This window comes from Glycomyces lechevalierae (assembly GCF_027622945.1).
In the GTDB taxonomy this organism is placed as follows: Bacteria; Actinomycetota; Actinomycetes; order Mycobacteriales; family Micromonosporaceae; genus Glycomyces; species Glycomyces rutgersensis.
Window position 1 is genome coordinate 339,518 of sequence record NZ_JAPZVQ010000002.1, and the last position, 12,710, is coordinate 352,227.

Here is a 12,710-nt window from a genome sequence, read left to right on the forward strand (position 1 = left end):
CCCCGCGTGTCACAGGCGCGTCGGCGGGGCCGGTTCGTCCGGGGGCGGGGATTCGGGTTCGGGCTCGGGTTCGGCCGGCTCGTCGGGGATCGGGTCGCCCGGTCCGGGCTCGTACTGCTCCTCCCAGACCTCGGGCTCCTCCGCGGCGAGTTCAGCGGAGAGCGGCGCGCCCCGGCGCTCCTCGTCCGCGGTCATGCCGAAGCGGTCGGCCTCCGCGTAGTCGGTCGCGTCGAGGATCTCCTCCTCCAGCTCCTCGTCGGTCTCCTCGTCGTCGTCGACGAACTCGAAGGGGTCCCTCAGTTCTTCCATGCTCTCGTCGGTCATCGCCGCCTCCTTCCCGCTCATGATCGCGGTTTACCCGAGACGGCGCCGGGTAATCGCCGTTCGCGCCGGGCGGCCCGGCAACCTGCAGGACACCTTCACCGGTTCCCGGTCGGGCGATCCGGCGCTGCGCGCGCCCGCGATGGAAAAGGGCCGGTCAGGGGCGGGGACGGCGCGCGTCCTCGTGCGGCCGAACGGTCGCATCCACAGTGGTCACGGGCAGCGATCCGATGATCGCGAGTGAATTTCAAAGCGCGTTCACCGTGGGTTCACTTTCTTCGTTAACCTTGTGATGTATGACGATTAGTGACCCTGTTCCCCTCGTTGACACCGGTTTGCCGCCCGACCGGTTCCTCGACCGGGAGGAGAGCTGGCTGCGGTTCAACGGCCGGGTGCTGCGCCTGGCGCAGTCCCCCGAACTGCCGCTGCTGGAACGGGTCAGATTCCTCTCGATCTTCTCGAACAACCTCGACGAGTTCTTCATGGTCCGCGTCGCCGGGCTCATCCGCCGCCTCGCCACCGGCCTCCCCGTGCGCACCTCCTCGGGCCGCTCGCCCCACTCCCTCCTCACCCGCATCGCCCGCCTCGCCCACCAGCTCAGCATCGAGCACGCAGAGTACTTCCGCGACGAGATCGCGCCGCTCCTCGCCAAGGAGGACATCGCGATCGTCCGCTGGGCCGACCTCGAGGACGCCGAGCAGGCCCGCATGCACGAGCTGTTCCGCACCCGCATCTACCCCGTGCTCACCCCGCTCGTCGTCGACCCCGCCCACCCGTTCCCCTACATCTCCGGCAAGTCCCTCAACCTCGCCGTCCAGGTCCACGACCCCCGCAACGGCACGACCCGCTTCGCGCGCGTCAAGGTCCCGCCGCTGCTCTCGCGCTTCATGGCCGTCGCGCCCGGGCGGTTCACCCCGCTCGAGGACGTCATCGCGGCGCACCTGGCGCAGCTGTTCCCCGGCATGGACGTGCTCGGGCACCACACGTTCCGCGTCACCCGCAACCAGGACCTCGAGATCGACGAGGACATCACCGAGAACCTCCTCCAGACCCTCGAGCGCGAGCTCCTGCGCCGCCGCTTCGGGCCCGTCGTGCGCCTCGAAGTCGAGGACACCATCGACACGAAGGTCCTCGACCGGCTCATCGCCGAACTCGGCGTCGACGAGCAGGTCGTGTACAAGCTGCCCGGCCCGCTCGACCTCGCCGGGCTCGACGCGATCGCCGACCTCGACCGCACCGAGATGAAGTACCCGCGGTTCCGCCCCTCCGAGAAGGTCCTGCCGCCCGACGCCGACCTGTTCGCCGTCATGCGCGACCGCGACGTCCTCGTGCACCACCCCTACGACTCGTTCACCGCCTCGGTCGAACGGCTCATCGAGGAGGCCGCCGCGGACCCGAAGGTCCTCGCCATCAAGCAGACCCTCTACCGCACCAGCGGCAAGTCCCCCATCGTCGACGCCCTCATCAGCGCCGCCGACGCCGGCAAGCAGGTCGTCGTCGTCGTGGAGATCAAGGCCCGCTTCGACGAGCAGGCCAACATCGACTGGGCCCAGAAGCTCGAGCAGGCCGGCTGCCACGTCATGTACGGGATAGTGGGGCTCAAGACCCACTGCAAGCTCGCGCTCGTCGTGCGCCAGGAGTCCGACGGGACCCTCCTGCGCTACAGCCATGTGGGCACCGGCAACTACCACCCCACGACCGCGCGGCTCTACGAGGACGTCGGGCTCCTCACCACCGACCCCGAGGTCGGCGAGGACGTCAACGCCGTCTTCAACCACCTCACCGGCTTCTCCCGCGACGAGGACTTCCACCGGCTCCTCGTCGCCCCGCACTCCCTGCGCCCCGGCCTCATCGAGCGCATCGACCGCGAGATCGAGAACCACCGCAACGGGCTGCCCGCGCGGCTGCGCTTCAAGTGCAACTCGCTCACCGACGAGGGCATCATCGACGCCCTGTACCGGGCCTCCCGGGCCGGCGTCCCCGTCGACCTGTTCATCCGCGGCATCTGCGCCCTCCGCCCCGGCGTCCCCGGCCTCTCCGAGACCATCCGCGTGCGCAGCGTGCTCGGGCGCTTCCTGGAACACTCCCGGGTGTACGTGTTCGAGAACGGCGGCGATCCGGAAGTATGGTTGGGCAGCGCGGACCTCATGCACCGCAACCTCGACCGCCGCGTCGAAGTGCTCGTGCGGGTCGAGGGGGACGCCCACCGCGCGCAGCTCACCTCGCTGCTCGACCGCGGCATGGACGCCGACATCCGGACCTGGAGGCTCGGCCCGCTGGGGCTGTGGAGCCGCTCGCGGAGCGGCGGCGACCTCCAGGAACAACTCATGCAGGAGCACCGTTGACCCAACCAGAGATCTTCGCCGCCGGCGCCGTCCTTTGGCGCGCAGGCGACGACGGCCCCGAGCTCGCCCTCATCCACCGGCCCAAGTACGGCGACTGGACCTTCCCCAAGGGCAAGCTCAAGCGCGGCGAGCACCTGCTCGCGGCCGCCCAGCGCGAGGTCTTCGAGGAGACCGGCATCCGCCCGGTCCTCGGCCGCCCGCTCGCGCCCTCCTTCTACGACAAGGAAGGCAAGCTCAAGCGCGTCGACTACTGGTGCGCCACACCGACTTCGGACGACGCCGTCGACGAGGCGGTGGACCCGCGCGAGGTCGACGACCTCGAATGGGTCCCGCTCGCCGATGTCTCGGGGCGGCTCACCTATGAACGCGACCAGCCCGTCCTGGAGGACTTCTCCCGGCAGATCGCCCGGGAGACGGTGCCGATCGTCTTCATCCGCCACGCCATTGCGATGTCCAAAGCGGACTGGTTCGACCAGGACGAGCTGCGGCCTTTGAACCAGCGCGGCCGCGAACGCGCCCAACAGCTCGAAGTCCTGCTCGCCGCCTACCCGACCGGCAGCGCCTACAGCTCCACCAGCGCGCGCTGCCTGGAGACGCTGCTGCCGTACTGCGCGGCCGAGGCGGTGCCGGTGACCGGCCTGCCCGAGTTCACGTTGGGCACCAGCAAGCCGGCCGAGGTCGCCGCGCGCCTGGACGAGATCGTCGCCGCGGGGAAGCCGACGGTCATCTGCGGCCACGGCGAGCACATCGACGAGATGATCACGCATGTGAGCAACCGCCTCGGCACGCCGACCTCGCTGGCCCCCTTGGAGAAGGGCGCATTCGTGGTCTTCCACACCGCCGACGGCGAACTGGTGGCGACCGAGCACCACGATTGATCGCCGCCAGACAGGGACCACGATGCCGGGGTGGGAACGGGGTCCCGGGGCCTTCTGCGACTGCCCGGCCGGGTGTTGCGACAAGGTTCAGACGGGCAGCGACGACAAGGCCGCCTGCTGGCCGGGCCTGACTCGGGCCCTCGGTCAGTTCGATCCAGGGCTCAACCAGGCAGCGACGACGGGGCCACCTACTGGCCGGGCCTGACTCGGGCCCTCGGTCAGTTCGATCCAGGGCTCAACCAGGCAGCGACGACGAGGCCACCTACTGGCCGGGCCTGACTCGGGCCCTCGGTCAGTTCGATCCAGGGCTCAACCAGGCAGCGACGACGAGGTGGGGGAGGGGCCGAGGTCGCACTCCGGGCCTCGGGCCCGACGAGCCCCCGGTTCAATCGGGCAGCGACGGGAGAGTGTTGGCAGGGGTCCGTTTCCTGCCTAGGGCATGCTGAGGGGCCCGGTCCCTCGGGGATCGGGCTGCGCTGCTTGGTGTGGCGGCGCTTCCCCCAGCAGTCGCCCACTGGGGCAGCCTAAGACTGGCACTGGTGATGGTGGCGGTGTTGCGAACTTCTCTCGGCATCTGGCCTTCGCGGCCCGCATTGCCTGGAAGGCTCGGTCGCGGTCGATGATCTCGGCCATGCCGTCGAGATCGGCCTTCATACCTTCGGACCATTCCGATCGGTAGAGCCCGGTCGGGAACACATCCCAGTCCGAGCCTTGGTTCTCGGTGTCCATGTCGGTGTCGGTGCGCCAGTCGGAGCAGCCGCAGCCTTCACTGTCGTTGCCGCTCTGGCCTTCATGGCCGTCGTGGTGGGTGATGATGGCTTGGCCGGGGCCGGTCTTCTCGATCGTCCAGCCGGGGGTGTGGATGCGGCCGTGGTGGAACCGGCAGAGCAGGATCAGGTTCTCGGCGGCAGTCGGCCCGCCGTCGGCCCAGTGCTGGATGTGGTGTGCCTCGGCCCAAGCCACCGGCCGGTCACACCCGTGCCAGGCACACCCGTCGGGCTGCTCAAGCTCCAGCTTGCGGCGCAGCGCCGCATTCGGGAGCCGCAGGGCCCTACCGAGTTCGACGGCTTCACCGGTGGCGTAGTTGAACACTGAGGGGATGACTGCGCCTTCGCAGGCGAGGAGACGGGCGCGGGCGACACTGATGGGTTGGCCTTCAAGGAGCGGCAGTCGGCCGGTGTCCTTGCCCTGCAAGGTCTCGATGTCGACGGTCAGGTCGAGGGTGGCGGTGTGCCCGTGCCGGGTCGCGGCCTGCGGAGAGGCACCATAGCCCGCCAGGAGCTGGTGGAGGGCTTCAGCGTTCCGGTTGGCCTGCGCGGGCAGGAGCCCTTCCCCGCCCCCATCGGCCTCGGTGTCTTCTTGGCGTGGGGGTGGGCAGGCGGTCTTCAGGTACTTGTCCAGCAGCCGCCCGGTGGTGTCGGAGAGGGTGCCTTCCAGGGCCCACATGCCGTTGCCCTGCGGGGTCAACTCCAGGCGCTGCAGGGACTGCTCACCCAACTCATCGAACAGTTCGGTCTCCTCGGCGATCGATGCCCACAGCTCATCCAAGTGGCGGCGCAGTTCCCTGAAGGAAGCATGAGCGCAGTACTGGGCAACCATGGCTTCCGGGGTCGCGCACAACACCGCAGGATCGAAGGGGGAGGGTGCTGGTGCCCTGAAGGGCGTGCGGGCGAACAGGCGCATGGCCGGGGTCTGGTCGAGCTGGCGGACGGCATAGGCGACCTGATCGATCCTGGCTGTCCCTGTCGTTGCCGCCTTGGCCAGGAGACGGAACTTCCCTGAGAGGCGTGCGATGGCCGCGATCGATCCTGCCGTGTTGAACGTGAAGTCGAACTGCGACAACAGCAGATCCCGCAGAGCGGAGAAGCCGAACTCGGAGCGGTGCAGGCCTTGCTCCTTCATTGCGATCACTGCCGAGAGCACTTGTGCGTGCTGGGTGTTGATGAGGGCGGCGGCGTCATCGAGGGCGGAGCGGATCGCGGCGGCTCGAGTAGGGCGGTCGGAGGCCAGGGGCGGGAAGACGGCCGGGGTGTCGGGGGTGTGGGTGCAACTGCTCATGGGCCCTGGATCCTCCTTCCCTGTTCTCGAATGGTCTGCCGGTTTTCGGTTCCTTGTTCGTACTTCAATGATGACATGTAGGACCGGTGGTGTCATCACTCAATCGGGTGACTATTCCATGAGGGACATTCACACGGGCCACCGAAGCGACTGCGGCGCAGGTGGATCGGGAAGACTCGGAGGCACGCGAACCCGGTGGCCGCAGTGCACGCCCCCACCGCCCTCAGACCCTGTTGTCGCTGCCCGGTTGAACCGCAACAGAATCAGACAGGACAGCCGACAACCCCGCCCCATTCACGCACAGACCTCTTTGTCGCTGCCCGCTCTAAGTCTGGCCCGATCGATGCAGGTAATTGCCGCGGCACCAGGATCCCTTGCGCCCCAGGCGCATTCGGTGGCGGTAAGGTCGCCCTGGGCTATTGTCCGGCGGCTTCGTGGGCGGTTTGTTCGAGCCGGTCGCGGTACTCGGCCCACCATTCTTCATCGCCCTCGGGCAAGCCGATGAAATCGGGGCGCAGTCCGGTGGTGCCGACAGGCGTTCACCCGTCGGCACCCATCTTCGTCGCGGCGGTCAGCGATTGCAGGTTCTGGTGTGGTCCTTCCAGATTCGGGTCGCGTGCGCGGCGAGTGCGAGTTCGTTGGTGAGGGCCCATTCGGTGTGGAAGGGCTCGGCGATGACGAGTCGCGGGCTCGGTGTCTCGAGGTTGATGACGTGCCCGATCAGGGCCGGGTGCGTGTCGATGAAGGTCAGACGGAAGCGTGTCTGGCCGACGACGAGTGAGTACTGCACGAGGCGTTCGCCGATCGCTTCGGTGGCGAGGACGGGCAGTCCGGCGAGGTCGATCGGCAGGAATGCATCTGGAGGGTCGGCACGGCGGACCGGGAGCGGGATCGCTTGCAGCGCTTGGATGTAGCGGGCGCGAATGCGGCGGGTGGTGTATCGGTCGGGGATCATGCGGTCGCCCCCAACCCAGGGCCGGTGCCGAGGATGAACGTCTGGCCGGAGTCGAAGGCGTGTTCCCATACGGTCATGTAGGCGCCGGGGCTCGGGCGGGGCACGGGGTGGGGCCGATTCTGGCGGGGCGCGGTCCGCCAATGGACTGCGTTCGCGCGGCTGGCGCTGTCCCGAACGGCGGCAGCAAGATCGACACTGGAACGCGTCTCCCGTTCAGCGATGACCCTGCGTGCAATGCGAGCACCGGCGACGGCAGCGGCGAGCGCCGCCCCAGGCCAGGGTCCGTGCGCTGGTCTGCTGTCCGTTGGCTCGTCTTCGCTGAGACGGGTCACGGGGCCGGGTTGAGTCGGGATCGGCTGCCGCGCAACCGGTTCAGCCTCGCACTGGCGGATGACCAGTGGTGCGGGCATGGGAACCAGGCCGAGGGCGAGGACCCATGTCAGCCAGTGCAGGACCCACACCGCGCGCTCGCGCATGTAGGGCTTCTGCGGGGCGAAGTGCGCGGCCCGCAGCGGCGCGGAGTTGGCGATGAAGCGGTCGAAGGCGTCTTCGCGGAGCTTGGAGAACCGGTACTCGCCGGTGTCGGCGCTGCCTTGGCCGTCGTGGCGCTCGGGCTCGTCGCCGCGATCGTCGCTTCGGGTGCCGCCGTAGCCGCTGATCCAGCCCGCATCGCCCGGGCCGGGGTCGCGCCCAGTGTGGTCCCAGAACTGCCGCGCGGTGCGCGGCGTCGCATCCGAGCCCGGACCCGGGCGACCCGTCCTGGCACCCCAAGGCCGTTGTGCCCCTTCGGGCTCCTCCTCGGGCTCGGACGGGACCGGACGCCCGCGCCGGCCCCACGGCGGCTGCCGATCCGAGCCGCCCCGCTGACCGGTCGCGCGCGGCGGCTCGTCGCCTTCGTTGCCCCCGGACCGTTCGACCGGATGTGCCGACTCCGCCAGCGGTGCTTCGGGTTCGGGCCAGTCGGCCGTGCCCGGAAACCAGGCATCCTTTGGTGGGTCCCAGTTCTCTGCTGGGAGTGGGTCGGGAGTTTCGTCCCTGCGGTGGCGGCCGGTGCGCTCATCCTGGTACCAGCCCGGGGAGCCGAACGGGCCGGGGTCGTAGGGGTCGTGGGGTCGGTTGGTGTCGATGATCCAGGTGTCGCCTGGCTTGTGGCGCAAGTGCATCGGCTCGTAGCGGGGGCTGCGCGGGTCCGAGTCGGGGGCTTCGAGGTCGCAGCACGCCGGGTTGTGCTGGTACCGGTACGCGCCCGGGCACATCGGGTCCGGCTCGCCGTCGATGAGGAACAGGCGACGGCCCGCCCAGTCGTAGAAGCCGTCGCCTTCACCTTGTCCGGTGATCTGAGTGAGGTCGGCTCCTGGGCCGAGGTGATCGTGCTGGTAGAACGGCTCTTGGACCAGGACGCGCATGCGCGCCTGGTTCACCGTCGTCGTGTTTTGATGAGTTGCGCCACGCCTGTTTTCGCGTAGGGTGGACTCTGCCATGGGAGGCTCGCCTTCCTTGGTTTGGGAGGTGGGCCGCCAAAGTTTTTGCGGACTGGAGGCGGCCCACCGACTTGATATTCACTTGGTTGTTCGACGTGCGATTCGCACGCGAGTTCAGGCTGACACAGGATTTTCGCGAAGTGCAAGCGCGACACGCCGTCACATACGAAAGCGTCCAGAAGCCTCGAACAACCACGCCTATTCGAACGGCATATTGTCGGCTTTCCGACACCTGCACGTCTCCGGTTTTCACCCACTCGTTTCACAGGAGAACCACGAAACGAAGGGACTCCCCCCGATGCCAGGAGATGCGCACGAACTCATCGTGCAGGTCCTACAAGACGAGCCGCTGACGGCGGCTTGGCTGATGGACCTCGCCGACCACGACAGGCGGTTCGCTGCCTGCACAGGTGCCGAAACGCGATCAACCTCGGTCGGCTCCATGGGAAGGACCGAGCGGCGGGCCGACTTCATGGCGATTCTGAAGTTCCCGAACGAGGAAGACCGGATCGTCATCGTCGAGGTCCAGACCGAATGGAAGGACGAGAAGCACTTCCGGCTACCGGGCTATATGACCCGGGCCTTCGAGGACCATCGGCTGCCGACCGAGCTGGTGCTGGTCTGCCCCGACGACAGGGTCGCCCTGAAGTACCGGAAGGGCATCAAGCTCGGCCCGGACAACACCATTCAGGTGCACGCTGTCGGAAGATCCGACTTCCCCGGTGCCGGTGCCGAGCATCTGCCGACCGCAGCCGCTGCCGTGATCACCGCCGTTTACGGCAAGGACTCGGAAGGGCCCAGAGCCGAACTGTTCATCTCGACACTCGACCGCCGTCTCGGTACCATCGAACCAGGGCGAGCGGCCGATTACATCAAGCATCTGCTCACGATTCTGGAAGACGAGCCCGCCCGAATGCTGGAGGAACTCATGCGCACGCAGACCCGCCCGTACCACTCCGAATACAGCGACAGTCTCCGTGCCGAAGGCGTCGAGCAGGGCAAATTGGAGGAGGCCCGCCAGGTTCTCGTCGAGCTGCTCGAGGCTACGCAATCAGGCATCACGGCCGAACAACGCCAGCGAATCGAGGCCTCAACCGACCGTCAAGAGCTCATTGCCTGGCGCAGCAAGTTCATCGCTTCCGGTTCATCTGTCGGTCTCTTCGACGAGTAGTTCGCGGATGACGGAGAGCCTCAAGGCGGCCGAGACCGTCACCAGTCGATCGGAGCAGGGCGATCGGTTCCACGACGAGAGCTTCCGAGAGGGCTTCGAGGAGGGACGACTCCGGGCAGCGCGACGCATTCTCATCAGAATCCTGGAGCTGACCCCCGGGGGCATTTCGGTCCAGCATCGACGACGCATCGAAGCCTCGACCGACCGCCAGGAGCTTGACGACTGGCTTGGCGCGATCTTCCGAATCCGGAACTGGAGCGCACCAGCTCGAGAATGAGCAAAGCGAAGGGGGGTGCCGGGCTGACGCCCGACACCCCCCTTTTTCGCTGTTGTCTAGCGGGTCAGGCGGATGGTGTCGATGTAGATGCCTCCGGTGCGGAAGACCAGGTAGAGGTCCTGCGTTCCGGCCGCGCCGTCGAGAGGTGCGGAGACGTCCGCGAACGACTGGAAGCCGGCCGTCTTCGGGACCTCGACTTCGGCGAGGAGCTGCCCGTCGGCCGAGCCCGCGCGGACCTCGATGACGGGGTCGGCGAGGTCGGTCCAGTCGGCGGTGGTCGTGGCGGCGCGCAGTTCGATGCCCTTCGCCCCGTCCAGGATCGCCTTGGTGAAGCCCACGTGGCTGCCCGGCCGGCGGGAGCCGGTGGAGTGGTAGCCGCCCTCGCGCTTGAGGGTGTGGAGCTTCGAGACCTCCCAGTAGGTGAGGCCTTCGGCGATGGTGGCCTTCTCCCAGACGTTGGCGGTCTCGGAGAGGTCGAGCGGGGCGATGGTCTCGCCGTTGAGGCGGATCTCGGCCGTCTCGCTTCCGGCGGCGAACCGGTAGTCGCCGGTCTCGACGATGCGCTTGCCGCTCACGACGTCCCACACGAACAGGTGGGCCGAGTCGACCTCGATCGCGACGCGGCGGGTCTCGCCGGGCGCGATGTCCTTGGCGCGGGTGAAGCCCGCGAGGCGGCGGGCGGCGGTGCGGTCGCCGTAGGCCGATTCGAGGGCGGTCGCGAAGAGCAGCACGACCTCATCGGAGGTGCGGCTGCCGGTGTTGGTCACGTCGAGCGCGGCGGTGAACGGCGCGTCCGCGTCCGCGGCGGCGGGCAGTTCCAGTGCGCTGTAGGTGAACTCGGTGTAGGTCAGGCCGTGGCCGAAGCCGTAGACCGGTTCGGCCTTGGAGTACTGGTAGGTAAGGCCGGCGCTGATGACGTCGTATTCGAGCATGTCGACGTCGCTGACGCGGAACGCCTCGGATCGCGGGCCCGCCTTGGGAAGCGAGGAGGTGTCCGCGAGCCAGGTCGAGGTGAGCCGCCCGGCCGGCGAGAAGTCGCCGGCCAGGGCCTCGGCAATCGCGTCGCCCACGGCCTGTCCGGCGTGGGAGGTGTAGAGAATCGCGGCCACGTTGGGGTCGGCGGCGATGTCGCCGATCGCCAGCGGGTAGGCCGAGACCACGACGACGACGGTGCGGCCGGGCTTGGCAGCGGCGACTTCGCGGACGAGGTCGGCCTGGCGCGGGGCGAGATCGAGGCCGGGGCGGTCGAAGCATTCGCGGGCGTTGACCATCGGGTGGTTGCCGACGAGGACGACGGCCCAGTCCGCTTCGGCCGCGACGGCGGCGGCGGCTTCGGGGCCGTTCTCGCAGAGGGTTTCGGTGAGGTCGAGGGCATCGCCGCCCTTGGCGAGCGGCAGCGAGCCGTCCTCGGCGAGACGCAGGTGGTAGGGGCCGTCCGCATCGGAGGCGACATGGTTGACGCCGAACAGCTCCACGGTGCCGCCGCCGGTGCGGCGGTAGTGGAAGTTCTGGTGCGTGAACCAGGCGTCGCCGTCTTCCATCTCGTCGTCGAGGGCGACCAGGAGCGGCCCGCCGCCGCCCGCGGCGCCGATCTGGTTCTCGAAGGTGGCCGGTCCGTCGTTCTGCTGCAGCAGGTTCGCCTTGAGGAACTTGCCGGTCGCGTTGTGGCGGAACATGTGCTGCTCGTGTGCCCAGTCCCAGACCTCGAAGGTCTCGGTGTCGCCGAGGGCGTCCCCGGCGGCGGTGACGACGCCGTTGGCGGCGACGTTGAGGTAGCGTCCGGCGGCCTGGAGCGCGACGGTGTCGTTGCCGCTGTGGTGGGTCACGTTCGCGAAGCGCTCGCGCAGGGCCTGGAGGGGGCTGGGGCGGCGCTCGGCGGGGACGGTGGGGCTGTAGAAGTCCCGGAGGTTGAGGTCGGCGAGCGGGCCGACGACGGCGATGCTCGCGGTCTCGGGGAGCGGCAGCGCTGACTGCTCGTTCTTGAGCAGGACGAGCTGTTCGCGGGCGGCGCGGTGGGCGAGCGCGATGTGCTCGGGCCGGTCCTGCGGGTGCGGGTCGGCCGGGATGAGGTTGTACTCGCAGGCGTCGCCGTCGAGTTTGCCGGTGCGGACGAGGAAGTCGAGCCAGTCGCGCACCGCACGGTCCACATGGGACATGGTGACGCCGAGGAGGCCGCGCTCGACGGCCTTGCCCGCGTTGGGGACGAACGGCAGTTCGGAGCCGTCGGCGAAGAGGCTGACACCGGCGTGGAGCATGAGCGCCGAGGCGTAGACGCCGTTCTCGTCCGCGTCGATCGCGCGGCCCTCCTCAGCCGCGAGCGCGGTCGGGTAGGGCACGTCGCCGCGCGGGTCGACCTCCCAGGTGTCCCAGGGCTGGCCCTTGGTGGTGTGGAGGTTGACGCCGTCCCAGCCGTCGGGCAGGAAGAAGAACCGGCCGTTCCCGGTCCATTCGGAGCGCACGGTCTCCATGATCGGGTTGATGATCGAGGGCACGCCGTTGACGTTGTTGTACGAGGTCATCGCGCCCATCACCGCGCCCGCTTCGACGGGCATCCGGTAGGGCACGACCTGGTACTCGTGGTAGGCGCGCACGCCCATGGAGGCGGAGCTCTGCGACCGGTGCCACTCGTGGTTGTACCCGAGGAAGTGCTTCATCTGGGTGAAGGTCTTGACGTACTCGGGGTGGCGTCCGCGCAGGCCCCAGGCGTAGGCGGTGGTCATGGCGCCGACGTGGAGCGGGTCCTCGCCGAAGCCCTCCTCGAAGCGCCCGGCGAGCGGGTTGGAGCGGATGTCGGCGACCGGCCCGAAGGACGCGAAGACGTCCGTGTCGCGGGCGCGCACCTCGTGGGCGACGGCCGCGCCGACGGCTTCCATGAGCTCGGTGTCCCAGGTCGCGCCGAGGCCGATGGCCTGCGGGAAGAACGTGGCGTCGGGCTTCTTGCCGGAGCTGTGGAGGACCTCGTTGAACGCGTTCGTCAGGCCCGGGAGGGTGTTGCCGTCGGCGAGGACGGTCTCGGGCACGCCGTTGAGGCACGCGAGCTTCTGCTCGTCCGTCATGAGGGCGAGGATCGCCTCCACGCGTTCGGCGACAGGCCTGGTCGGGTCGAGGTACACGGGAGCGGTCATGCTCGTCCTATCGGTCGGTGTCAGTCCCCTACGACATTACGACGGGCGACCAGACAAATTCAAGTCGGTATCCCGGTCAGTGCCCGCCACCTTGCTGGC

Annotated in this window: 10 protein-coding genes; 5 read left to right on the forward strand and 5 right to left on the reverse strand. The window is 68.6% G+C overall.

Annotated features, from left to right (window positions below; genetic code table 11):
- Positions 1–9: 9 nt before the first annotated feature.
- Positions 10–324 carry a hypothetical protein gene (locus tag O2L01_RS05280; RefSeq protein WP_270120832.1) on the reverse strand — a complete coding sequence of 105 codons (315 nt, stop codon included), beginning with the start codon at positions 322–324 and terminating at the stop codon, positions 10–12.
- Between O2L01_RS05280 and O2L01_RS05285 the strand changes: the two genes are divergently transcribed.
- From O2L01_RS05285 to O2L01_RS05295, 3 genes are read left to right on the forward strand one after another with little or no spacing between them, the layout of a single operon-like run.
- Positions 308–565, forward strand: coding sequence for a hypothetical protein (locus tag O2L01_RS05285; protein ID WP_270120833.1), 258 nt, complete (start codon positions 308–310; stop codon positions 563–565). The two genes, O2L01_RS05280 and O2L01_RS05285, sit on opposite strands and share 17 nt — an antisense overlap.
- Before the next feature lie 52 nt (positions 566–617).
- Positions 618–2,666, forward strand: a complete 2,049-nt coding sequence (locus O2L01_RS05290) for an RNA degradosome polyphosphate kinase (protein WP_270120834.1) — start codon at positions 618–620, stop codon at positions 2,664–2,666.
- Complete coding sequence (locus tag O2L01_RS05295; protein ID WP_270120835.1) at positions 2,663–3,544, forward strand: NUDIX hydrolase; 882 nt, start codon at positions 2,663–2,665, stop codon at positions 3,542–3,544. The genes O2L01_RS05290 and O2L01_RS05295 overlap by 4 nt, the downstream gene beginning before the upstream one ends.
- 432 nt (positions 3,545–3,976) lie before the next feature.
- Here O2L01_RS05295 and O2L01_RS05300 read toward each other — a convergent pair whose 3' ends face one another.
- The 3 genes from O2L01_RS05300 to O2L01_RS05310 form a co-directional block, all read right to left on the reverse strand.
- On the reverse strand, positions 3,977–5,446 hold the full coding sequence (locus tag O2L01_RS05300) for an HNH endonuclease signature motif containing protein (RefSeq protein WP_333490286.1): 1,470 nt from the start codon (positions 5,444–5,446) through the stop codon (positions 3,977–3,979).
- A gap of 727 nt (positions 5,447–6,173) precedes the next feature.
- On the reverse strand, positions 6,174–6,557 hold the full coding sequence (locus tag O2L01_RS05305; RefSeq protein WP_270120838.1) for a hypothetical protein: 384 nt from the start codon (positions 6,555–6,557) through the stop codon (positions 6,174–6,176).
- A complete protein-coding gene (locus O2L01_RS05310) occupies positions 6,554–7,978 on the reverse strand; it encodes a hypothetical protein (protein WP_270120839.1) in 1,425 nt (474 codons plus the stop codon). Before O2L01_RS05310 ends, O2L01_RS05305 begins: the two co-directional genes overlap by 4 nt.
- Positions 7,979–8,336: 358 nt before the next feature.
- On the opposite strand from O2L01_RS05310, the gene O2L01_RS05315 reads away from it, so the two are divergent.
- Complete coding sequence (locus O2L01_RS05315) at positions 8,337–9,209, forward strand: hypothetical protein (RefSeq protein WP_270120840.1); 873 nt, start codon at positions 8,337–8,339, stop codon at positions 9,207–9,209.
- A 7-nt stretch (positions 9,210–9,216) separates the two neighbouring features.
- Positions 9,217–9,486 carry a hypothetical protein gene (locus O2L01_RS05320; RefSeq protein ID WP_270120842.1) on the forward strand — a complete coding sequence of 90 codons (270 nt, stop codon included), beginning with the start codon at positions 9,217–9,219 and terminating at the stop codon, positions 9,484–9,486.
- Positions 9,487–9,542: 56 nt separating this feature from the next.
- Here O2L01_RS05320 and O2L01_RS05325 read toward each other — a convergent pair whose 3' ends face one another.
- Complete coding sequence (locus tag O2L01_RS05325; protein ID WP_270120843.1) at positions 9,543–12,611, reverse strand: glycoside hydrolase family 3 protein; 3,069 nt, start codon at positions 12,609–12,611, stop codon at positions 9,543–9,545.
- Positions 12,612–12,710 lie beyond the last annotated feature (99 nt).